The 22,980-nt window shown below is 72.7% G+C and carries 16 protein-coding genes; 6 read left to right on the plus strand and 10 right to left on the minus strand.

Annotation, left to right across the window (positions count from 1 at the left end):
* The first annotated feature begins 467 nt into the window (after positions 1-467).
* Positions 468-917, plus strand: coding sequence for a PTS glucose transporter subunit IIA (locus ACIRD8_RS17725; RefSeq protein ID WP_099176981.1), 450 nt, complete (start codon positions 468-470; stop codon positions 915-917).
* A 77-nt stretch (positions 918-994) separates the two neighbouring features.
* Positions 995-2,665 carry a phosphoenolpyruvate--protein phosphotransferase gene (ptsP, locus tag ACIRD8_RS17730; protein WP_403991874.1) on the plus strand — a complete coding sequence of 557 codons (1,671 nt, stop codon included), beginning with the start codon at positions 995-997 and terminating at the stop codon, positions 2,663-2,665.
* Positions 2,666-2,734: 69 nt separating this feature from the next.
* Here ptsP and ACIRD8_RS17735 read toward each other — a convergent pair whose 3' ends face one another.
* Both ACIRD8_RS17735 and ACIRD8_RS17740 read right to left on the minus strand, forming a co-directional pair.
* The gene (locus tag ACIRD8_RS17735; RefSeq protein WP_403991877.1) at positions 2,735-3,649 is read right to left on the minus strand and encodes a hypothetical protein; all 915 of its coding nucleotides are present in this window, start codon (positions 3,647-3,649) and stop codon (positions 2,735-2,737) included.
* A 78-nt stretch (positions 3,650-3,727) separates the two neighbouring features.
* Positions 3,728-5,713, minus strand: a complete 1,986-nt coding sequence (locus ACIRD8_RS17740) for an acetoacetate--CoA ligase (RefSeq protein ID WP_403991880.1) — start codon at positions 5,711-5,713, stop codon at positions 3,728-3,730.
* A gap of 220 nt (positions 5,714-5,933) precedes the next feature.
* Between ACIRD8_RS17740 and ACIRD8_RS17745 the strand changes: the two genes are divergently transcribed.
* On the plus strand, positions 5,934-8,297 hold the full coding sequence (locus ACIRD8_RS17745) for a glycoside hydrolase family 31 protein (RefSeq protein WP_403991882.1): 2,364 nt from the start codon (positions 5,934-5,936) through the stop codon (positions 8,295-8,297).
* Here ACIRD8_RS17745 and ACIRD8_RS17750 read toward each other — a convergent pair.
* A complete protein-coding gene (locus ACIRD8_RS17750) occupies positions 8,288-8,785 on the minus strand; it encodes an NUDIX domain-containing protein (RefSeq protein ID WP_403991885.1) in 498 nt (165 codons plus the stop codon). The genes ACIRD8_RS17745 and ACIRD8_RS17750 overlap by 10 nt on opposite strands.
* Positions 8,786-8,846: 61 nt before the next feature.
* On the opposite strand from ACIRD8_RS17750, the gene ACIRD8_RS17755 reads away from it, so the two are divergent.
* Positions 8,847-9,653, plus strand: a complete 807-nt coding sequence (locus tag ACIRD8_RS17755; protein WP_403991888.1) for a M15 family metallopeptidase — start codon at positions 8,847-8,849, stop codon at positions 9,651-9,653.
* Positions 9,654-9,780: 127 nt separating this feature from the next.
* Entirely contained in the window at positions 9,781-10,128 is a 348-nt protein-coding gene (locus tag ACIRD8_RS17760) for an Mpo1-like protein (RefSeq protein ID WP_403991891.1), read from the plus strand.
* Between the two features lie 141 nt (positions 10,129-10,269).
* On the opposite strand, the gene ACIRD8_RS17765 is transcribed toward ACIRD8_RS17760, so the two are convergent.
* Genes ACIRD8_RS17765 through ACIRD8_RS17780 form a run of 4 tightly spaced genes read right to left on the minus strand, consistent with a single transcriptional unit; the run spans position 10,270 to position 14,523 of the window.
* On the minus strand, positions 10,270-10,875 hold the full coding sequence (locus tag ACIRD8_RS17765; protein WP_403991894.1) for a GTP-binding protein: 606 nt from the start codon (positions 10,873-10,875) through the stop codon (positions 10,270-10,272).
* Positions 10,856-11,293, minus strand: coding sequence for a DUF742 domain-containing protein (locus ACIRD8_RS17770; protein WP_403991897.1), 438 nt, complete (start codon positions 11,291-11,293; stop codon positions 10,856-10,858). Before ACIRD8_RS17770 ends, ACIRD8_RS17765 begins: the two co-directional genes overlap by 20 nt.
* Before the next feature lie 9 nt (positions 11,294-11,302).
* Positions 11,303-11,746, minus strand: a complete 444-nt coding sequence (locus ACIRD8_RS17775; protein ID WP_403991900.1) for a roadblock/LC7 domain-containing protein — start codon at positions 11,744-11,746, stop codon at positions 11,303-11,305.
* Positions 11,743-14,523, minus strand: coding sequence for a nitrate- and nitrite sensing domain-containing protein (locus tag ACIRD8_RS17780; protein WP_403992802.1), 2,781 nt, complete (start codon positions 14,521-14,523; stop codon positions 11,743-11,745). Before ACIRD8_RS17780 ends, ACIRD8_RS17775 begins: the two co-directional genes overlap by 4 nt.
* A 519-nt stretch (positions 14,524-15,042) precedes the next feature.
* Between ACIRD8_RS17780 and ACIRD8_RS17785 the strand changes: the two genes are divergently transcribed.
* Positions 15,043-15,558, plus strand: a complete 516-nt coding sequence (locus ACIRD8_RS17785) for a hypothetical protein (protein ID WP_403991902.1) — start codon at positions 15,043-15,045, stop codon at positions 15,556-15,558.
* Between the two features lie 78 nt (positions 15,559-15,636).
* On the opposite strand, the gene ACIRD8_RS17790 is transcribed toward ACIRD8_RS17785, so the two are convergent.
* The 3 genes from ACIRD8_RS17790 to ACIRD8_RS17800 all read right to left on the minus strand — a co-directional run bounded on the left by ACIRD8_RS17790 (position 15,637) and on the right by ACIRD8_RS17800 (position 22,958).
* On the minus strand, positions 15,637-20,379 hold the full coding sequence (locus ACIRD8_RS17790) for a hypothetical protein (protein WP_403991905.1): 4,743 nt from the start codon (positions 20,377-20,379) through the stop codon (positions 15,637-15,639).
* Positions 20,380-20,452: 73 nt separating this feature from the next.
* Positions 20,453-21,364 carry a hypothetical protein gene (locus ACIRD8_RS17795; protein WP_403991908.1) on the minus strand — a complete coding sequence of 304 codons (912 nt, stop codon included), beginning with the start codon at positions 21,362-21,364 and terminating at the stop codon, positions 20,453-20,455.
* Positions 21,365-21,431: 67 nt separating this feature from the next.
* Entirely contained in the window at positions 21,432-22,958 is a 1,527-nt protein-coding gene (locus ACIRD8_RS17800; RefSeq protein ID WP_403991911.1) for a hypothetical protein, read from the minus strand.
* Between the last annotated feature and the right edge of the window lie 22 nt (positions 22,959-22,980).

Raw genomic sequence — 22,980 nt, forward strand, 5'->3', positions numbered from 1 at the left:
GTCCCGTTTCACCGGGCCCCTCCGGGCGCTTCCCTTCGTTCTTGCGTTTCCGACTCTATCAGACTCTTTCGTGTCCGATTCCCGGCCGAAGCGGGATACTGCTGATTCGCTTTCCAGTTCTTCGCTTTCGCGTTTCCCTTTCCGGCGAGTCCGACTCTATCAGGCCTTTTCCCGTCCCTTTGACCGGGGTCTCGCGAGCATGCGAGAGCACAATCAGAAGAGGTTAGAGTCTGGGCTTGGGAGTCGCTGCCGGTCCCCGACTCGAAGTCGTGTGGGGGCCAGGCAGGGATACGACAATACAGGCCGCCGTGAGGCGAGGCAAATCGTTCGCGGTGCACCTCTAGGTCGGCCAACCGGTAGCTCTCGGGCGGAACCGGGACTTCATATGACTTACGCTGCTGACCAGTAAGCCGCCCTCCTTCAGTCGTGGCGGTGACATCCGGATCCCCACCTCTGGGAGGCTCTCCATGACCACAGTGACGTCCCCTCTTGCCGGCCGCGCCATCGGACTCACCGCGGTTCCCGACCCCGTGTTCTCCGGAGCGATGGTGGGTCCCGGTACCGCCATCGACCCCGTGCGCGAGCCCTCCGAGGCCGTCTCCCCGGTCGACGGGATCGTCGTCTCCCTCCACCCCCATGCCTTTGTCGTCGTCGACGACCAGGGCCACGGCGTGCTGACCCACCTCGGGATCGACACCGTGCAGCTCAACGGCGAGGGCTTCGAGCTCCTCGTGAACAAGGGGGACACGGTGACCCGCGGTCAGGGCATCGTCCGCTGGGACCCGGCAGGCGTCGAGGCCGCCGGCAAGTCGGCGATCTGCCCGGTCGTGGCCCTGGAAGCCACCGCCGAGTCCCTCTCCGAGGTCCGTGAGGACGGCGACGTGAAGGTCGGCGACACTCTCTTCGGCTGGCAGTGACACCCTCGGCGCAGTAACCAGCCAGTTCGGGAATCCACCGCGGTGGCACGGCCACCGCACAATCGGAGACGGGTGAAATGGAGACAACGCTGCGAGGCGTCGGCGTGAGCCACGGTGTGGCGATCGGCGAGGTTCGGCACATGGGGACGGCGGTGCTCGAACCGCCGGCCAAACAGATTCCCGCGGACGAGGCCGAGCGCGAGCAGGGGCGTGCCCGCCAGGCCGTGGAGGCTGTTGCGGCCGACCTGATCGCGCGCGGCAATCTGGCGGGGGGCGAGGCACAGCACGTGCTGGAGGCCCAGGCCATGATGGCGCAGGACCCTGAGCTGATCGCCGATGTCGACCGTCGTATCGCTGTCGGGAGCACCGCCGAGCGTGGCGTGTACGACGCTTTCGCCGCGTACCGGGCACTGCTGGCCAACGCCGGGGAGTACCTGGCGGGGCGCGTCGCCGACCTCGACGACGTACGGAACCGGATCGTGGCGCGGCTGCTCGGTGTCCCGATGCCGGGTGTCCCCGACAGCGATGAGCCCTATGTGCTGATCGCGCGTGATCTGGCTCCCGCCGACACGGCCCTGCTCGACCCCACGCTGGTGCTCGGCTTCGTCACGGAGGAGGGCGGGCCCACCAGCCACAGCGCCATCCTCGCGCGGGCGCTCGGAGTGCCTGCCGTCGTGGCCCTCCCGGGTGCGGGTGAGATCGCCGAGGGCACGGTCGTGGCGGTCGACGGCAGCACCGGCGAGATCTTCGTCGAGCCGAGCCAGGAGAAGCGCGCCGAGATGGAGAGTGCCTCCGCCGCCCGTAAGGCCGCGCTGTCGGCCGTGACCGGTCCCGGTGCCACCTCCGACGGCCACAAGGTGCCGCTGCTCGCCAATGTCGGCGGTCCCGGTGACGTTCCGGCGGCGCTGGAGGCCGGTGCCGAGGGCGTCGGGCTGTTCCGTACGGAGTTCCTCTTCCTGGACGACAGCAAGCAGGCGCCGTCCGAGGAGAAGCAGATCGCGGCGTACCGCGCGGTGCTGGAGGCGTTCCCCGAGGGGCGTGTCGTGGTGCGGGTGCTGGACGCCGGTGCCGACAAGCCGCTGGACTTCCTGACGCCGGCCGACGAGCCGAACCCCGCGCTGGGTGTGCGTGGGCTGCGCAGTCTGCTGGACCACCCCGATGTGCTGCGGACCCAGCTGACCGCCCTTTCCAGGGCGGCCGAGGGTCTGCCGGTGTACCTCGAGGTGATGGCCCCGATGGTGGCCGACCGCGCCGACGCGAAGGCGTTCGCGGACGCCTGCCGCGAGGCCGGGCTGCAGGCGAAGTTCGGGGCGATGGTGGAGATCCCGTCCGCCGCGCTCAGGGCCCGCTCGATCCTGCAGGAGGTGGAGTTCCTGTCGCTGGGCACCAACGACCTGGCGCAGTACACCTTCGCGGCCGACCGTCAGGTGGGGGCCGTGTCGCGTCTCCAGGACCCGTGGCAGCCCGCGCTGCTCGACCTGGTCGCGCTCTCGGCCGAGGCTGCCAGGGCCGAGGGCAAGAGCTGCGGTGTCTGCGGCGAGGCCGCGTCGGACCCGCTGCTGGCCTGCGTGCTGACCGGCCTGGGTGTCACCTCCCTGTCGATGGGTGCGGCGTCCATTCCCTATGTACGGGCGACGCTGGCGAAGCACACGCTCGCGCAGTGCGAGCGCGCCGCCTCCGCCGCGCGTGCGGCGGACTCCGCCGACGAGGCGCGGCTCGCGGCGCAGGCGGTGCTGTCGGGCGAGTGATGCCGTCCGCCGAGGGCGGTCGGATGTGAAGGGGTTCCCGCCGGTTCCGGCGGGGACCCCTTCGGTCTGTCAGTGGTGCTCCTCCGGTTCGTCGGCGCCGATGTCGAATCCCGCGCAGTACTCGACGCCTGATTCCGGCGACACGGGTTCACCGGTGTCGGCGTCGGTGCAGTAGGCGCTGAAGACCTCGCCCGCGGTGAGCGGGAGGAGGCCTCCCCGGTGCAGACGCCAGCCGTGCACCCGGTCCGGGGCGTCGGGAGCCGAGGTGCGCAGGACGACGCCTCCCTGGGTCTCGAGAGCGACCCCCACGGCGAGCACGGTGGCGAACTCCGCCCCTTCCGACGAGGCGAGGTGGGCCGGGCCCTCGGTGTCCCGGGTGGTGTGGAGGACGGCGAGGAGCTGCTCGTTCTCCGTGGGTGTGCTGCAGACGATGTGGTGGGTGCCCGGGCCCGCCGTGTCCAGCAGACGCATCAGCAGGTGGGACGCCCGGTCGAAGGCGGCCCGGCCGATGTCCTGTCCGCAGTCCACGCAGTCGCCGAGGCCCGCCAGCAGCATCGTGGCGTACTCCCATGTCGCTCGCCGGACCGCTCGTGAGACGAGCAGCGGGATCAACGTGTCGATGGGCTGGCCGGTGTAGGCCACGGTGGCGCCCGCTGCGGCGATCTCGGCGGTGAAGCGGCTGCGGCTCGTGCGTTCGTCGGGTTCCAGTCCGGACTCGGCGCAGAACTCCGCGTAGTCCTCCGGGTCGAAGAGGGCGACGGTGGTGTGCATTCCCTGCGCGGCTAGTGTCCGCAGCAGGCCTTCGACCTGTTGCAGGTAGACGGCGTGGTCCTCGAAGGTGAAGGTCCGGTAGTGGCGCATGGCCGCGAAGTCCTCGGCGTCGACCAGGAGGCCGACGGTGCTGGGTGCTTCGCGGCGCAGTGCGCGTCGCATGGTCGTTCCGGCGCGCCGCCGGCTGCGTTCGGTCTGTTTGATGTGCGCCATGAGTCCCCCTGTGCGCTGTCGATCGATGCTCACTCAGCGTAATCAAGGGGACTGACAACGGCCGGTCCGGCGGGTGGTTCAGTGGCGGGCGCGGGCGAGGTCCTCGTAGAAGCGGAGGAGTTCGAGGTTGTCGACGGAGCCCGGGTTGACCGCCTTGGAAAGGGCTGTGCCCTGGAGGAGCCGCTTGACCGGAACCTCGATGCGCTTGCCGGTCAGGGTGTGCGGGATGCCGGGTACCTCGATGACCTCGTCGGGTACGTGACGCGGGGAGAGGTTCTCGCGGATGGTCCGTTTGATGCTGTCGCGGAGTCCGTCGTCGAGGGTGGCGCCCTCGGCGAGGTGGACGAACAGGGGCATCCAGTAGCCGCCGTCCGGCTCTTCGAGGCCGATGACGAGGGATTCGCGGATCTCGGGGAGCCTCTCGACCGCCTCGTAGATGTCGGCGGACCCCATCCGGACGCCCTGCCGGTTGAGGGTGGAGTCGGAGCGGCCGTGGATGACGACCGAGCCTCGGTCGGTGAGGGTGATCCAGTCCCCGTGGCGCCAGACGCCGGGGTACATGTCGAAGTAGCTGTCGTGGTAGCGGCTGCCGTCCGGGTCGTTCCAGAAGCGGACCGGCATGGAGGGCATGGGCGCGGTCACGACGAGCTCGCCGACCTCGCCCGTGAGCGGTTTGCCTGCGGGGTCCCAGGACTGGAGGTCGGTGCCGAGACAGGGGGCCTGGAGTTCCCCGATGTGGACCGGCAGGGTGGGGACCGCGCCGGCGAAGCAGCTGCAGACGTCGGTCCCGCCACTGACGGAGGCGATCCACAGGTCTGCACCGGCGCCGGTGAACTCGTCGTGCAGCCAGCGGAAGCCGTCGGGCGGGAGCGGGGAGCCGGTGGTGGCGACGCACTGGACGCGGCTGAGGTCGTGGTCGCGGGCCGGATGGACGCCCGCCTTCCGGCAGGCCATGACGTAGGCGGCCGACGTGCCGAAGAGGGTCGCGCCGGTCTGTTCGGCGACGCGCCACTGGGCCTGGACGTCCGGGTAGCCGGGGCTGCCGTCGTACAGCACGAGGGTGGTGCCGGTGAGCAGGCCGGAGACGAGGAAGTTCCACATCATCCAGCCGGTGGAGGTGTACCAGAAGAACCGGTCGTCGGGGCCGAGGTCGCAGTGCAGCCCGATCTGCTTGAAGTGTTCGAGGAGAATCCCGCCCTGGGACTGGACGATGGCCTTCGGGAGTCCGGTCGTGCCGGAGGAGTACAGCACCCACAGCGGGTGCTCGAAGGGGACCTGCTCGAAGACCGGTTCGGTGTCGGAGGCGGTGAGCGCCGACCATTCGAGGGCGCCTTCGGGCGCGTCCGTGCCGAGGAGCGGGATGTGGACGACTCCGCGCAGGGTGGGGAGTTCACGGCGGAGTTCGGCGACGGTGCCGGTGCGATCGTGCTCCTTGCCGCCGTAGCGGTAGCCGTCGACGGTGAACAGCACGACGGGTTCGACCTGCTGGAAGCGGTCCAGGACGCTGCGGGCGCCGAAGTCGGGGGCGCAGGAGGTCCAGACCGCGCCGACCGCGGCGGTGGCGAGGAAGGCGACGACCGCCTGGGGGATGTTGGGGAGGTATCCGCTGACCCGGTCGCCGGGGGTGACGCCCAGCGCGCGGAGTTCGGCGGCCAGTGAGCCTGTCTGGCGCCGGAGTTCGGACCAGCTGACGGCGACCTGGGTGTGGGTCTCGTCGACGTACAGCAGGGCGGGGGCGTCGGCGCGGAGCGGGTCGTCGGCCGTGCGCAGGGCGTGCTCGGCGTAGTTCAGGGTGGCGCCGGGGAACCACTGGGCGCCGGGCATGGTGCGGTCACCGAGGACTGCTTCGTACGGGGTGGAGAAGCGGACGTCGAACCAGTCGGCGACGGCCTGCCAGAAGGTGTCGAGTTCGTCGACGGACCAGCGGTGCAGAGCCGCGTAGCCTCCGTCGGCGGGTGCACCGTAGCGTCCGGCCGCCCATCGCTGGAAGCGGGTGACGGCCGCTGCCTCGACGCGCTCGGGTTCGGGCTGCCAGAGGGGGGCTTCGCCGGCTGCTGAGGTCATGGAGGCTCCCTGGCCTTTCGGGGTGTACGCGGGGTCTGCGTGCTCGCGCGCACGGGCTGGGGTGTGCGCGTGAACGGCTGTTACGGACGATGCCATGTGATCGTCCTGTGCACCAGGGTTCCCCTGCCATGGCTGCGTGTCCGGCTGTGTGGTGAAGCCACAGGTGAACGGATGCTGAACGGAGCACGCTTCCGTCCGGCCGGATGGCAGGGTGGCCCGCATGGATGGTCGTGACCTGGTGCGCTCGGTGAAAATGGTCGGCTCCGTACAGGGGATGCGTACGGTCCGCTCGGCCTGGCGGCGCCGGCGGGCGGATGCGCGGGCGCTGGCGCCGCGCGGTGCGGAGCGGGCCCGTGTGCCCGGGCTCCTGATCGGTGCGGAGCCCGGGCCGGGCGGTGGGGTCGTGCGGTTCGCGCGTTCGCGGCTGCGGGTCAGGGTGGCGGTCGGTGGTGCGGTGTTCTGGTCGTGGGACGACGCCGGGCCGCTGCCTTCGTACGCCCTGCCGGGAGACGAGCCGGAGGCCGATACGCGGGCGCGGCTGGAGCCGGACAAGAACGGCGGCTGGCAGGTGGTGTCGGAGCGGCTGACGGTCGCCGTGTCGCGGCACGGGGCGCTGGAGTTGCGTACGCCTGGCGGTGTGCTGCTGCGCCGGGAGCTGCCGCCGCGCTGGTGGGAGCCGGTGGCGGGCGGTCCCGCGCGGTGGGTGCAGCGGTCCGAGGTGCCGGCCGACGCCCGGTTCTTCGGGCTGGGCGGGCGGGCCTCCGGGCCCAGGCTGCGGGAGGGCACGTACCGGCTGTGGAACACCGATCCGGGCGGCCGTTTCGGGCCGGGGGACGATCCGCTGTATCTGACGATGCCGGTGCAGCTGGTGGTCTCGGACGCGGGGACCCATCTGGCGTTCCACGACAACTCCTGGGCGGGGCGGGTGACTCTGCAGGAGGGCGAGGAGGGTGAGGGGTCGGGGCACGACCGGCCGGGCGCGTGCGAGGTGCGGATGGAGGGAGGACCGCTCCGCTGCTGGGTGGTCGTGGGGACGCCGGCCAGGGTGCTGCGGGGCTGGACGGAGCTGACGGGGGCGCCCGCGCTGCCGCCGTCGTGGGCGCTGGGCCCGCAGCACGCGCGCTGGGGGTTCGGCAGCGAGCAGGAGGTGCGGCGGATCGCGGCCGGGTACCGGGAGCGGGGGCTGCCGCTGTCGGTGCTGCATCTGGACATCGACCACTACGACGCGCACCAGGTGTTCACGGTCGACCGGGAGCGGTTCCCCGATCTCCCCCGGCTGGCGAAGGAGCTGCGCGAGGACGGCGTGCGGCTGGTGTCGATCGTCGATCCGGCGGTCAAGGCGTCGGCGGGCAACGCGGTGTTCGCCGGCGGTCTGGAGGTCGGTGCGGAGGGTGCGTTCGTCCGGGATCCGCAGGGCGCTCCGGTGCTGGGTGAGGTGTGGCCGGGTGAGTGCGTCTATCCGGACTTCACGGATCCGCTGGTGCGCGAGTGGTGGGGTGGGCTGTACGAGGAGCGGCTCGGCCAGGGGTTCGCCGGGGTGTGGCACGACATGAACGAGCCGGTGTCGTTCTCGGCGTTCGGTGATCCGTCGTTGCCGCCTTCGTCCCGGCACTCACTGGAGGGCCGGGGCGGGGACCACCGGGAGGCCCACAACGTGTACGCCCTGGCGATGGCGAGGTCCGGGTACGAGGCGCTGTGCCGGCTGCGCCCCGACGAGCGGCCGTTCCTGTTCTCGCGTTCGGGGTGGGCGGGGATGCAGCGGTACGGCGGCACCTGGTCCGGTGATGTGGCCACGGGGTGGCCGGGGCTCCGGGCGTCGCTGGCGCTGGTGCTGGGGCTCGGGCTCTGCGGGGTGCCGTACTCGGGGCCCGATGTCGGCGGGTTCGACGGGTCGCCGTCGCCCGAGCTGTATCTGCGCTGGTTCCAGCTGGGCGCGTACATGCCGCTGTTCCGTACCCATGCGGCCATCGACGCGGGGCGTCGGGAGCCGTGGGAGTTCGGGCCGGAGGTCCTCACGCATGCGGGGCGGGCGCTGGAGGAGCGGGAGCGGCTGCTCCCGTACTTCGTGACGCTGGCGCAGCTGGCCCGGCTGTCCGGTGCGCCGTATGTGCGGCCGGTGTGGTGGGGCGCGCCGGGGGACCGTGCGCTGCGGGACTGCGAGGACGCGTTCCTGCTGGGTGACGCGCTGCTGGTCGCGCCGGTGCTGTCGGAGGGGGCGGACCGCAGACCGGTGCGGCTGCCGCGCGGGCGGTGGTACGACACGGCGACCGGGCGTGCGTACGAGGGACCGGGCCAGGTGGTGGTGGAGGCGCCGCTGTCACGGATTCCGGTGCTGGCGCGGGCCGGTGCGGTGATCCCGGTGCGGGGCGCGGAGGGTGGCCTCGAACTGGAGGTGTGGGCTCCGCCCGTGGGGCGTACCGGCGGCGGGCTGGTCGTACGGGACGTGGGCGACGGGTGGGAGCGGGCGGAGGTGGAGCGCTACACGTCGCGGCTCAGCTCCGGGCGCGTGGTGGTCGAGCGGGACGGTGCGGAGGGGCTGGTTCCGTATCCGGTCCGGGTGCGGGGGCTGCCGGCTCAGCCGTAGGCGCCGTCGAACCAGGAGCGTACGGCCTGGGTGTGCAGGGGGAAGGCGAGCGTGTCAGGGGTGCGCAGCACGTCGTACCCCGAGGTCTCGTCCGTCGGTCCGGAGGGCGGGAATTCCGCGGCGGGGCGCGGCGGGAGCAGCCCGAAGACCAGGAGGTGGCCGTCCGGGGAGCTCAGGGCGTCGGCGAGGCGTACGTCTGTCTTGTCGGCCCGGATGCCGGTCTCCTCGCGCAGCTCGCGCACGACGGCGTGGCGCCAGTCCTCGTCCTGGTCGATGTAGCCGCCGGGCAGCGCGATGCCGCCCCGGTGCGGCTCGATGGTGCGGGTGATGACCAGGAGGCCGGTGGGGTGCGGTCCGGTGACGGGCAGCAGGGCGACGGCTACGGGCAGCGGGTTGCGGTAGGCGGTGTGGCCGCAGGCCGTGCAGGTGCGGGGCCAGGTGTCGGTGGCGTACGGGGCCCCGCAGTTGCCGCAGTGGGAGTCCTTCACGGGCGGGACTGTATCCGATCACTCTTCTCCTGCGGCCCCGGAGCTGATAGACGGTGTGCCCATGACAGGAACTGTTCGTCTTCTCCGTGCCCTGGCCGCCGCAGGCGCCGCTCTGCTCGCCGTGACCGCCGCCGCCCCGGTGGCGGCGGCCCGCCCCGAACCGAAGGCTCCCCCGCAGTTCGTCGACCTCCGCTCCGTCGATCCGACGATCATCACGGAGATGCGCTACACGACCGCGCACAACTTCATGGGAGAGCCGGTGGACGGCTACCGGCAGCCCGTCTGCATCCTGACCCGGCCCGCCGCCCGTGCGCTGCGCACCGCCCAGCGGAGCCTGCTGCGTCAGGGGTACTCGCTCAAGGTGTACGACTGCTACCGGCCGCAGCGGTCCGTGGACCACTTCGTCCGCTGGGCGGAGGATCTCGACGACCAGACCATGAAGGGGGAGTTCTTTCCGTCGGTCGACAAGACGCGGCTGTTCGAGGACGGTTACATCGCGGAGAAATCCGGTCACAGCCGGGGCAGCACGGTGGACCTCACCCTGGTGAAGCTGCCGGCGCTGCCGACCAGGCCGTACGTGCCGGGCGAGAAGCTGGCTCCGTGCTACGGGCCCAAGGGCGAGCGCTTCCCCGACAACTCGGTGGACATGGGGACGGGGTACGACTGCTTCGACACCCTGTCGCACACGGACGACCCGCGGGTGCGGGGAGCACAGCGCGCCAACCGGCAGTTCCTCAAGGAGACGCTGACCGGTCTGGGGTTCGTGAACCTGGCCGAGGAGTGGTGGCACTTCACGTACAAGCCCGAGCTCTTCCCGGAGACGTACTTCGACTTCCCGGTGGCCAGGCGCTCCGTGGCGGGGCACTGACGACCCGGGCGGAGAACTAGGGAGAACGGGCGACCGGGACCACCCCCGTGGGCTCCGGCCGCCCGTTCTCCTTATCGGACGCGGAACTGCCGTATCCGGTTGCCGGCTGAACGATTACGGTGCCTTCATGTCACAGCAGACGTTCGGTTCGTACGAGGAGTTCTGGCCCTACTACGTCGCCATGCACTCAAGGGCGGCGACGCGATGGGTCCATCTGACCGGGACCCTGACCGGTCTCGCGGTCACGGCGTACGGTCTGGCGCGGGGCCGGAAGCGGTACGCCCTGGCCCTGCCCCTGATCGGATACGGCACCGCGTGGCCCGCGCACTTCCTCATCGAGAGGAACAATCCGGCGACGTTCGGGCATCCCGCGTGGTCGCTGCGCGGTGACGTGCAGATGATCCGGATGATGCTCGCCGGACGGGACCAGGAGCTGGCCAGGACCGCGGCCGAATGGCTCGCCGAGAACCCGTGAAACCGGGTTGCGCGCACGGGGTTGACGGGTCGTCACCCCGGGTGAAGACTCCTTCCACGCCCGCTGCCCCCCGCACCGTACGCGCGGTCCGTACCCCGGTCGGCGGGGGTACGGGCCGCGTCACGTGCGACGGCTCCGCCGTCAGGTCGTGGCGGGTTCCCGGAGCCGGTCGGCACGCACCATGGCGTGCTCCACGACCGCCACGAGCACATCCCGTACGGACGCACGGTCGCGCGCGTCGCAGAGCAGCACCGGCACCTCGGGGTCGAGGTCGAGTGCGGCCCGGACCGTCTCGGTGGGGAACTGCTCGGCGCCCTCGAAGAGGTTGACGGCGACCGTGAACGGGATCGCCCGGCGCTCGAAGTAGTCGACCGCCGCGAAGCAGTCCTCCAGCCTCCGGGTGTCCGCCAGGACCACAGCGCCCAGGGCTCCCTGGGCCAGCTCGTCCCAGAGGAACCAGAAACGGTCCTGCCCGGGTGTCCCGAACAGATAGAGGACCAGGTCCTCGCGCAGGGTGATCCGGCCGAAGTCCATCGCCACCGTGGTGGTGCTCTTGCTCTCGACCCCCGCCACGTCGTCGACGGGACGGCCGGCCTCGCTCAGCCTCTCCTCCGTGCGCAGCGGTCTGATCTCGCTGACCGCGCCCACCAGCGTCGTCTTGCCCACGCCGAAGCCGCCCGCCACCAGGATTTTCAGGGTAACGGGCTCGACGGGCCGCTTCCTGCGGCTAGAGCGCCCGAAGGCCATTGATCACCTCGCGAAGAATGCTCTCGTCCGGCAGCTCGGCCGGCGGAACGGGACGGGTGACGTGCACCAGTTCGTCCTCGACGAGGTCACCGACCAGGACACGGACCACCCCGACGGGGAGGTCCAGCCCGGAGGCGAGTTCGGCGATCGACTGGGGCATGTCGCTGCACAGTTCGACGATCTCCACGTGTTCCGGGGAGAGCGTCTGGTCCCGGCCGGGATCGTCGGCCGCCGGTTCGGGGATGACGATCGCGATCAGGTCGAGACGATGACGGGACGCGCTGCTGGTACGCCCCCGGGTCATCGCGTAGGGCCGGACCACCGGCCCCGCTTCGGCGTCGTACCAGCGCGAGGGGCCCGCTTCGGCCGGAGTGGGTGGTGATCCGGGCGCGGTGTCCCGGAAGGAGTCTGCGCTCATCCCCCCGCCTCACCCTCCGGCGGGCAGACCGGTGGTCCGGGGGGCGTTGGCCAGGTGCGCCCCCACGCGCTTGACCATGAGGGTCATCTCGTACGCCACCTGCCCGACGTCCGAGTCCGAGTCGGCCAGGACGGCGAGACAGCTGCCGTCACCCGCCGCCGTGACGAAGAGGAAGGCCTCGTCGAGCTCGACCACCGTCTGCCGGACCCGGCCGGCGTCGAAATGCCGGCCGACGCCCTTGGCGAGGCTGTGGAACCCGGAGGCGACGGCCGCCAGGTGCTCGCTGTCCTCGCGGGTCAGGTCCTGGGACGTGCCGGTGGCGAGGCCGTCGCTGGAGAGCACCAGCGCCTTGCGGATGCTCGCGACGCGCTCGACCAGTTCGTCGAGGAGCCAGTTGAGTTCGCCGGAGCCCTGGCGTGAGGCGTCGTGTGCTGCGGCGTTCGGTGCGGTCATGGACCGTCCCCTCCCGGAGTGGTTCCTGGTGCTGTATCGCCTGGGCCGGTCTCGTCCTCGGCGTTCTGCCGACGTCCGCGCTGCCAGCCGCGTTGAAGCGAAGCCATGCGATTGCGTACTTCGTCCGCATCACGTTCGAGGTCGTCGTCGGTGAGTGCGGGGGCGTGGCCGGAAGTCCGTCCTGCGGAGTCCTCCCGGAGCTGTGGGGCGAGGTTCGCCTGCCGGACCCTGCGCGGAAGGCCGCCCACCGTGTCCGGCGTGGTCGGCCGGGGCGCGGGCCTGAGCCGCGTCGGGGCCTCGTCGGCCGGGGACGGGCCGGGCTCGGCGGCGGCGGGGGGCTCGGGACCGTCGGCCGTACCGGGATGGGAGCGGCCCCCGTCGCCGATCCGGCGGCCCGGGCCGGTGACGAGGGTCGGCGGCTTGCGGCGCGGCAGCGGGACGGGGCCGGCGGGGCGCATCGGACGGACGTCCGCCGAGCGGCCGTCCGTCGCGTCGAAGGCCTGCTGGTGCTGTTCCCGGTCGGCTTCCCTGCGCAGGTCGCGGGCCCGGAAGATGCCGCCCCGCTCGCTCTCGGTGTCCTCCAGATCGGATACGCCGTCGAGGACCGGGCCGAGTGCCGGGTCGAGCTCCCGGTCCCGGGCCGGATCGGTGAACCCGAGTGTGCCCACCGGGCCTTCGAGTTCGACGGGGCCGTCGAGCACGGACGGGTCCGTGAGGCCGGTGGGGACCGGGGAGAGGCCTGCCGGCCTGCCCGGGATGCTCGTGTCCGCGACCCCGTCCCTGCGGGCCTTGTCGCTGCCGGGCGCGTCGCTGCCGGGCCGGCCGCTGCCGATGGCCTTCTCGGCCCGCCGGTCGAGGCGGAAGCCGGTGCCGTGCGTGTCGGGGGCGTCGGTGAGCAGCTGCGCCGGGATGAAGACGACCGCGGTCGTCCCTCCGTACGGCGAGGTCTGCAGCGACACCCGGACATTCTGCCGCTGGGCGAGCCGGCTGACGACGAACAGGCCGAGCCGGTCGGTGTCGGAGAGCTCGAAGTCGGGTGTCTCGGCGAGCCTCAGGTTGGCGTCCAGGAGGACCTCGGGCGCCATGCCGAGGCCGCGGTCGTGGATCTCCAGGGTGAAGCCGTTGGCCACGCGTTCGCCGTGGACCTGCACCGCGGTGTGCGGGGGCGAGAACACCGTGGCGTTCTCCAGCAGTTCCGCGATCAGGTGGGTGAGGTCGGCGACGGCGGGGCCGCCCACGCCGATGCGGGGCAGGCGGCGGACCTCGATCCGCTCGTAGTCCTCCACCTCGGCGACGGCCGCGCGCACCACGTCCATCAGCTGGATCGGCTTGCGCCACTGCCGGGACGGGGCCGCCCCCGAGAGGATCACGAGGCCTTCCGCGTGGCGGCGCATGCGGGTCGTCAGGTGATCGAGGCGGAACAGGTCGGCGAGCTCGTCGCCGTTCTCGGTACGCCGCTCCATCGCGTCCAGGAGCGTCAGCTGGCGGTGCAGGAGCACCTGGTTGCGGCGTGCGAGGTTGACGAAGACCTCGGACACCCCGCGGCGCATGTCCGCCTGCTTCACGGCGGCCTCGACGGCGGCCCGTTGAAGGGTGTTGAGGGCCTGCCCGACTTGACCGATCTCGTCCCGCTCGTAACTGAGGTGGGGGGCTTCGGTCTCCACGTCGACCTGCTCGCCCGCCGCGAGCCGCCGCATCACGCTGGGCAGCCGTACCCCGGACACCTCATGCGCGTCCTTGCGCAGCCGGGAGAGGTCGCGGACGAGTTCGCGTCCCACGCGTACGGAGACGAAGACGGAGACGAGCAGGGCCACGAAGCCCAGGACCCCGGCGACACCGGCCTGGATCAGGACCCGGTAGCCGGCGGGTTCCGCGCGGTCCTGGAAGCGGTTGGACATCTCGGTGCCGTCGTTGGCCAGGTGCTCCAGGACCGGCGGGGCCACTTCCTCCCAGCGCTCGGCGTCGATGGCGCCCGGCTTGGTGATCGGACCCGTCGCGATGAGCCGCTGCTCGGCCGTGCGGAGCGGTTCGGTGTCGGGGCTGCGCCAGTACTGCTCCATGCGCCCGCGTTCGCTTTCCGGCAGGAGCTCGAGGTTGACCTCGTACAGGAGCGAGCGGCTGGCGGCGAGATCGGAGACGACGCGCAGCTCGGGGGCGCCGAGCCGCCCCGCGATGAGGCCCGAGGCGATCAGGGCGTCCTCACGCGAGAGCATCTCGCGGGCCCGGGAGATGCCGACGAGGGCCCGGACCTGCTTGTCCATGGACACGTTCTCCATCGTGTGGAGACCGTTCAGGAAGCGGTAGCAGGGGTCGACGAGCCCGTTGTAGAAGTCGAGGGCCCGGGTCCGGTCGATGGTGCGCTTCTCGACGGACCCGCGCAGCGCGTCCAGGCCGTCGACCTCGCTGAGGATCGAGTCGAGCTGGGCCTCCGACTCGGGGCTCAGCTTGTCGCGTATGTCCTTGCTCTGCGCGCTCTGCCTGACCTCGGCCACGACCTGGTCGGTCCGGGCCCGCTGGCGGCGCAGCAGGGGCAGGGCGTCCGATGCCCGGGGGTCGGCGAGGAAGACGAGCGTCTGGCGGCGTTCACCCTGGACGGCACGGATGGTGTCTTCCAGCGGGTGGCCGACCTGCTCCACGATGGCGCTCGCGCCCATCAGCTCACCGGCTTCGCGGCCGGTGACGTAGGTGGCGAAGACCCAGAGACCTGTGAGGGAGGCGAGCGGCACCAGGAGCAACGCCACGATCTTCCTGCGGATGGACTTCCCGCGAAAGCGCATGGCCTCCCCCAGCTCGGCCCCGCACCGCGGGGGTGGTGTCGTGTCGGTCCCGGTGGTTCCGGTCGCCCGGTCCTGCCGGTCGTTCGGGGTGTTTTCGGGGTGTTCCTGCCGCAGCCCGTCGGGCGTCGGCCGGTGTTCCGTCAACAAACGGCGTGAGCCTACTACTGACCTACCGGTAACTCGAAGACGTGTCCGGACGATTACAGGCCACTCTTCCCCGAGTTGCTCACCAGTTGTCCTGGTATTCCCTGCGAAGAAATTCGCGAAAGCGACAGAGAACCCCTGGCCGAACGCGGTGCATCCACACAAGGCAGTTGGCTGGAATTCTTCGTTCCGTGACCTTTCGGGGCCGGTTGGGGACTCCGGCGGGAATCTTCGCGACCTGGCGTTCGTCCACACGTACGGGGCAGAAGAACCTCACGGGGGTACGTGCGACAGGCAAGCGGCTCCGCCCGCGTAGAACGGGCGCAAGCCGGGCAGCCACCCTTGAGTCGGACAGTGGTGGGGAGTTGAAGGTTCTTGGACACGGAGGAACGCGGGGGTGCGGCGGCATCACCGGCAGCCGCAGCACCGGCCGGCACGTCACCGGCGAACGCGTCGCGGGCCGGTGAGTGGCAGGGCGGCGGGGCGCGGACCGGTGCCCGGATCCCGCGGCAGCTGTGGGTGGAGGAACCCGCGATACGGCGGCGGATGCCCGATCCCGTACGGACGGCCGCCGTGCGCGCCGTCCTCATCATGTCGCTGACCATCATTCAGGCCATGGTGGCCTTCCTGTGCACGCTGGCCGGGTCCTGGCTCGCCTTCCCGATGGTGCTCAGCAGTGTGGCGGGCACGGTGGTGGCGACCTGGTCGGTGCTGGACGTCTGGGTGACCCGCCAGGTGTGGAACCAGCGCAACGGCGTGGTGTCCGTCCCCAGCAGCACGGCGCGCCGGATGCGCCGGGAGCGGCGGGCGGCCAGGCGCGCCGCGCGGTCCCGGGCGCGTGGGGAGGCCCGGATACGACGCCGGGGCGAAGGCCGGCTCTCCCGGGCCTGACCGCCTGCGCCCCGGCCGCCCCCGGCGCTCTCCCGATACCGCTTCCCCGGTCACCGCTTCCCGGTCACCGCTTCCCGGTCACCGCTTCTCCGTGGCCTGCTGCGCCGGCTCCGTCTTCGTATCCGTCATCTCCGTACGCATCTCCGGGACCGCCGTCGCGCCCGCGGTGCCGGCCGTCTCTCCGCTCCGCTTGAACATGCGGGTGGCGGTGATCTCGCCGTGGACGGTCTCACCCGCGGGGTCCTGCTGGGGCAGCCCCGGCCTGAGGTGCTCCTCGACACTGATGTACTTCAGGCCCGCCCGAAGGTCCGCGTCGTTGCGGAGCCGGATGACCAGCGGGAACTCCGCGAGTGCCGTGGTGTCGAACAGCCCGGTCGTGTAGAGCAGCTGGACGCCCAGCGCGTCGGAGACCGCGCGCTGCAGCTCCAGCAGGTACGTCGCGTTGGCGCGCCCGATGGGGTTGTCGAGGAAGAGCGTGCCCGCGTGCCGGTGCCGGTCGCGGCCCCGGTCGTTGCTCCGCAGGGCCGCCATCGTGCAGTACAGCGCGATCGCGGCGGTGAGCAGCTGGCCGCCGGAGAAGACGTCGCCCATCTGTCCGACCGGAACGCGCTCGGCGCGGAGCACCGCGTCCGGCTTGAGGATCTCCACGGCGATGCCCTTGGGCTGCAGAGCAGCCCGGACACCGCGCAGCAGGAGGGACATGCCGTCCCTGCGCAGGTCGGAGTTCTTCTTGAGGGCGGCGTGCGTGGCCTCGTCGATGACCTCGCCGAGCCGCTCGGTGAGCGTGGCCTGGTCGGGTTCCTCGAAGCGGATCCGGAGGAACTCCTGGCCGGACCACTCCCCCAGCCCCTCGGGGAGCTGGGAGAGCCGCTGGGCGGAGCGCAGCGTCGTGAGGGCGGACTCCACGAGACCGCGGAGCCGGTCGACGATGGAGTCGCGGTTGCGCTCCAGCTGGACCAGCTCGTCGGTGAGCACACGCAGCCTGGGAGCGAAGGCCGCGGCCCACTTCTCCGCGTGGTCGGGGAGGGCGGCCGCCGGGAGTTCCCGGATCTGCTGGCGGGCTGGGGTGCGGACCTGTTCGTAGCGGGTGGAGTTGGCGTGCCGTACGAGTACGTCGCTCGCCTCCCGTACGGAACTCTCCGCGGCCGACAGGTCGGTGGCGCAGCCGCGCAGTGAGCGGCGTGCCTCGGCCGCGGACTGCCTGGCCTCCTCCAGGGTGCCCGGGTACGGATCGGGGGCCTCGGTCTCCTCCTCCGCTCCGTGGTCCCTGAGCAGGTCGCGCAGGAGCGCGGCGGTCTCGTCGAAGCCGCTCGCCGAGTCCTCGGCGGTGCGGTGGGCGCGCAGCAGTTCGGCGTGGGCGGCGCGTGCGGTGTCCAGCGCGGCAGTGGCGGTGGCCAGTTCGGCCGTCGCCGTACGGAGCAGGACCTGGGCCTGGTCGGCGTCGGCCGGGGCCAGGTCCGCGGGGAGCTCGGTGTGGTGGGGCGCCTCATCGGCGGGGGCGAGCCGTTCGGCCTCGCCGCGCAGCCGTCCGAGCTGCTCGCTGGCCGTGGACGCCCGGGTCTCCAAGAGCTGGACGAGGGACTCGGCGCGTGCGGCGGCGGCCTGCCGGGAGGGACCGTCGGCGCCGTCGGTTCCTTCGAGGAGCTGGGCGGCGCGGGTGCGGACCTTGTTGGTGAGGCGGTCGAGCTCGGCCAGGGCGGCGCTCTCGTCGCTCTCGGCTCGCGCCTGCTCGGCGCGCAGGTCCGCTCCGACGCCCACCTTCTCGTACAGCTGGGAGGCGGCCCGGTACGCCTCGCGCAGGGCGGGCAGGGAGGTGCGCGCGGTGGAGGGGCCGGGCTCCGGGAGGGTCTCCGGGGCGCCCGCGATCTCGGCGCGCTCGGCACGCAGGGCACGGGCGGTTCGGTGGGCGTCGTCCGCGGCGCGCTGGGCGGCCCTGCGGTCCTCGTCGGCGGCGCGTGCCCGCTCCAGGTAGGCGGTGGCACGCGCCTCGGATTCGGCTGCCTCGTCGGTCAGTTCACGCAGCCGGGCCTGCCAGCCCGCCCGGTCGCGGAGCCGGTGGGCGAGCCCGGCGAGCGCGTCCGCCGCGCGGCGCGCGCGCTGGGCCGCCTCCTGCCGTTCGTCGCGGAGGCGCGCGGCGTCGGCGGCCGCCTCGTCGGCCTCGGCGCGCACGGTGCGGGCCTCGGCGAGTGCGGCTTCCGCGGTCTCCGCGGCGGCGCGGGCGGTGAGGGCGGCGTCGCGGAGCTCGGCGAGCATCCCGGGCGGGCAGTCGGCGCGCCAGGAGCCGATCCGGGCGGCGAGTGAGCGGTCGGCGGTGAGCCGGGCCGCGAGCGACCTGATGTCCTCGTCGCGCGCCGCGGCCCGGGCCCTGAGTGCCTGGCGCTCCTCGTCGGCGGCGTGTTCGTCGTGCATCGCGGGGTTCGGCGGGACGAGGAACACGTCGTCGTCGCCGGGGCCGTCGGGCGAGGGGACGGGCGCGAGGAGGGCCGCGGTGGTGCCGACGGCCACGGCCGACCGGGGCAGCAGTGCGGCGGCGGCCAGGACCTCGCGGGCACGGGTGTGCGCGTCCGGGTCGGTGATGACGACACCGTCGACGAGCTCGGGCCGTGCGGCCAGGACGGCCGCGTGGTCGGCGGGGTCCACCGCCTGGGCGAGGTAGCGCCAGCCGGGCAGGGCCGGGATGCCGTGCTCACCGAGGTACTCGACGGTGGCGAGGACGTCGGGCCCCGGGGGCAGCAGTCCGCCGTCGCCGAGGGCGCCGAGGATGCGGGAGTCGTCGGCGGCGGCGGTGCGCAGGTCGAAGAGCCGGCGTTCGGCGGCGGCGACGCCCTGGTCGAGGAGCTCCCGCAGCTCGTCGGCGTTGTTGTCGAACTCCTCGGCCGTGAGGGACCGCTCGTCACCGGACGTCTCCTCCGGCGCGCCGGAGCCGTCCTCGTCCGCACCGGTGGCGGCGCGGCGGGGGCGGGGCACTCCGGCCGCGGTCGGCAGACCCAGCAGGTCGGCGAGTCGGTGGTCGGCGGCGATCGACTCGGCGGCCCTGAGCTCGGCCTCGTAGGACTGTTCGGCGGCCTGGGCGCCGTCGGCGGCGCGGGCCGCGGCGAGCTCGGTGCGGCTCTCCGCCGCGGCGGCCTCGCGGGCCTGGTCGGCGGTGGCCCGGGCGGCTTCCCGCGCGGTGTCCCAGGCGGCGACCGCGCTCTGTTCGGCGTCGTTGGCGGCGAGGGCCGCGCGGGCCGGGTCGGCGTCCGGCGCGGTGTCGTCGAGCCAGCCCGCGCGCACGGCTTCGGCGGTCTCCTGCTCGACCTCGGAGAGGCGCTGGCGCAGGTGTCCGGCCTCGCTGCGGGCGCGCTGGGCCTCGGTGGCGGCGGTGGTGGCGTCCCGGTGGGCCGTCTCCCCGGTGGTCTGAAGGGTGGCTGAGCGCTCCTCCTCCTCGTCGGCCACCCGCTCCCCCGCCTCCGCGGCGGTGTGCAGGGCGCGTACGAGGTCGGCGGCGGCCGTGGCGCGGGCGGCCAGGGCGGGGGCCGCGTCGCGCTCGGCCTCCCGGATGGCGACGGCGACACGGGCCGAGCGGTCGGCGGCGGCGCGGTGGCGCAGGACGGCTTCGGCGGCCTGCCAGGCGGCGTGCAGGGTGCGTGCCTCGCCCAGCTCGCGGCGCTGGGCCGCCGCGCTCTTCTCCGCGGCGGTCAGGGCCAGGGAGGCGTGCCGGTAGGCCAGTTCGGCCGCGATCAGGTCCCGGTTGCCGCGGGTCGCTTCGGCCTCGGTGACGGTGTGGGCGGCGGCCGCGACCTGCTGGGCGAGCTCGGCGGTGCGGCCCCGCTCCTCGGCGGCGCGGCCGGAGAGCCTGCGGGCCAGGGTCCGGGTGCGCCGCTCGGCTCCGGCGTGGACGTCGCGGCTGCGGGCCCTGGTCGCGGTGGCGTCGACGATCCGGCCCAGCAGGTCGACGGAGCCGGCGGTGAAGTCGCGTTCCGCGGTGAGTTCGGCACGGCGGCCGAGCTTGTTGCCGAAGCCGCTGACGAGGTCGGCGAGGCCGTCCGTGTCGCGGGTGTCGGTGACGGCCCGGAGCAGCAGGTCGGTGAAGTCGGAGTCCTTCTTGACGGCGAAGAGACCGGCGGCCTCGCCCTCGTCGGCGTTCATCTCCCTCTGGTAGCGGAAGAGTTCGGGATCGAGCCCGAGGTCGCCGAGGTGTTCGTTCCAGCGGTCGTGGATCTCTTCCCAGTGCACGTCGAGGTGGGGGTAGAACTTCCCGGCGTCCGTGAGGGCGTCGCGGAAGCCCTTCATGGTGCGGCGCCGTCCGCGGGCGCCCGAGACGCCTTCGGCGGGGCGGCCCACGGCGCTGGCCTCGGCGACGGGGAGGCTGTCGAGGCTGAGGCCGGGCCCGGGGCGGAAGGAGTACCAGGCCTCGGCGAACTTGCGGGGGTCGTTGGAGACCTGCCGGCCGCGCCACTCGCTGACCTTGCCGACGACGACGCACTCGCCGGTGAGGGTGTGCTGCCACTCCAGGGCGACGTGTCCGCAGTCGTCGGCGAGCAGGAACTTGCGCAGGACGCCGGAGCTGGCGCCGCCCAGGGTGTTGCGGTGGCCGGGCAGCATCACGGAGAAGATCAGCTTGAGCAGTACGGACTTGCCGCCGCCGTTCTCCAGGAACAGCACGCCGGCGGGCGCGGGGCGGCGCGGGGGGCCGACGGGCTCGTCCTCGAAGAACTCCGCCTGGGCCGGGGCGGGCCTCGGCACGGGCTCGCCGACTCCGCGCAGGTCGAGCACGGTGTCGGCGTAGCGCGCACCGGCGGGCCCGATGGAGTAGAGGCGGACCCGGGACAACTCGTACATGGCGGCGGACTCTCATCGTTCAGGCGGCGGGCGGGCGGCTGGAGCGGCAGGGGGCGGCTCGGGCGATGGGTGGTCAGGAGTGGAAGGGGAGTCCCGCGTCGGCGGCCAGCTCCAGGCCTTCGGTGTCGGGCGGGGGCAGCAGGGTGGCCGAGCCGTCCGTGACCGGGACGACGCCGAGTTCCAGCAGTTCGGCCATGGCGGCGCTGCCGGCCATGTCGCGCACCTGGAGCTGGTAGCGGGCCGTGGTGCGGTAGGCGCCGCCCGCGTCGTCCCCGGTGCGCTGGAGGAAGCCCGAGTCGGTGAGGAAGGCGACGGCCTTGCCGATGATGCCGGTGGTGGAGCCGGCGAGCCTGCGGGCGTCCTTGGTGGCTCCGGTGGCGCTGCGGCGGGAGTAGATCCGCCAGCCGGATTCCAGGCCGGGGGCGTCGGTGGCCGGGTCGGTGTTGTCGCCCTGTTCCTCGGCGCGCTCCTCCAGGCGCTGACAGGCCTGGCGGACGAAGGCGTCGACGCCGTTGACGGTGATGCGGCCGATGTAGGAGTCGTCGGCCAGGTCCTCGGGGCGGGGGAAGGACATGGCGGCGACGGCGAGGTGGGCCAGCCCGTGCAGGAAGCGGTCGGCGGAGTCGGAGGAGGCGCGCCGGGCGTAGTCGCCCATGCGTACGGCGAAGACGGAGTCCTCGCCCGCGGTCACGGCCATCCCCGCGCGGGTGGAGACCTCCAGGACGATGAGCCCGAGGCCGGTCGCGACGGCGTCGGCGAGCCGGGCGAAGGCGGGCTCCTCCCGGTAGCGGCGGAGCAGCTCGGTGTATTCGGCGTCGCGGGCCGGCATCAGCTTGGGCTGCAACCCGAAGGAGACCAGCCGGGCGGCGTCGGCCGCGTCGGCGGGGGTGACAGCGGCGGGAGCGGCCGGCCGTGCGGCGTCGGCCGCGTGCGTGGGGGGCTGGCCGCCCCACGCGTCGGTGTGCTCGGCGTGCTGCTCGCTCAACTCGGTGACTCCTCGGTACGGGTGCCGCTCTCGCACGGCAGGGGGTGGGTGGTCCGGCCGGGGACGCTCATGAGGCGTCCTTGCGGTCCGCGGCCATGCCCGCCGCGTCCAGCAGGGCCATGCCCACTATCAGGTCGGCCCCGCCGAACTCGTGGTCCTCGAGCGTGGTGCCGTCGTCGACGGCGAAGAGCAGCCGGCGCTCGCCCTGGCGGTAGGCCGTGCCCACGGGCGGGCTCGCCGCGTGGACGGCGAGGAGGGCGACGAGGTAGGGCAGCTCGGGGTCGCGCAGCCGGGCCTCGGCGAGGAGTCCGGAGAGCCGTCGGGGGGCGTCGTGCTCCAGGTCGAGCAGCTCCATGGCGGCGGCGAGCTGCTCCTCGCTGAACCGGCTGTCGTCCGGGGTGGCGATCAGGTCGGGCTCGGGCATCTCGGCCCCCAGGTGCTCGCGCTCCACCGGGGGCATGAGCAGCATCTCGACGAGGTCGCCGACGCGGACCGAGGCGGGGGTCCGCAGCCCGGTGCCGTGCGCGAAGAACGCGTCGGTGGCCCGGGTGGCCTGTTCGACGGGGAGCGGCAGCAGGGGGACGACGAGCTGGCCGTACAGGTCGAGGCCCGCCTGTGCGGTGGGGGTGGCGAAGGCCTGCCGGTCCTGCTCGGCGCGGAAGAGGGGCCCGGCCTCCAGCAGCCGGGACTGGAGCTGGGTGTGGCGGCGGATGCAGTCCTTGACGATGTCGACGAGCTCGGCGGCGCGGCGCTTGTGCTCGGGTTCCTCGGCCTCGTCCCTGGCCTTGCGGATGTTGGTGAGGATCGCGTTCTCGTGGCGGTAGCGGTCGGCGACGTGGTCGAGCGCCTCGGCGATCATGTCCGGTACGGCGTTGAGCCAGTCCACCGCGCGGACGTTGCGGCGGGTCGCCTCCAGCGTCCTGCGGAGCGTCTCGGCGTACTGCACGGTGCGGTAGCGGGCCTGCTCGGCAGCGAGCTGGGCGTCGGCGAGGCGGCCCCTGCTGATGAGGACCTCCAGCTTCACCTCGGCGGCGATCTGGGCGCTGGTGACGTCGGTGTCCAGGGCGCCGACCAGGACGTTGACCGCCTCGTCGGTGGCGCGGAGGTAGACGCTGCCGCCGTGGCCGGGGACCTCCTCGATGAGCTTGAAGTCGTAGTCCCTGCGGACGTAGATCCCGTCGGGTCCGAAGGTGCCGTACACGGCGCGGAAGCCGCGGTCCACGCTCCCGACGTTGATCAGGTTCTCCAGGACCCAGCGCGCGACCCGTTCGTGCTCGGTGACGGGGCGGCGCGGTGCCTGGGCCGCGACGCGTGGGAGGAGCCTGGCCACTATCTGGTCGTGGTCGGCGCCCGTGTCGAAGTCCATGTTGAGGGTGACCAGGTCGATCGCGGCGAGGGCGACCTCGGCCATCGCGTAGACCGTGTACTCGCCGGCCAGATTGGCCTTGCGCACGTCCAGGTCGTGCAGCGGAGCGGTGCAGGCGAGCGCGCGCAGCCGACGCGAGAGCCCCTCGTCGGCGGCGGGTCCCGGGGCGGGCCTCGGTCCCGCGCTGAGCTGGGGCGCAGCGGTCTGGGTGTCGGCAGGCGATGTCACGCTGCACAGATTAGGTCCTCGC

Origin of the sequence: Streptomyces sp. NPDC102451, from assembly GCF_044765485.1 — a bacterium.
GTDB lineage: Bacteria > Actinomycetota > Actinomycetes > Streptomycetales > Streptomycetaceae > Streptomyces.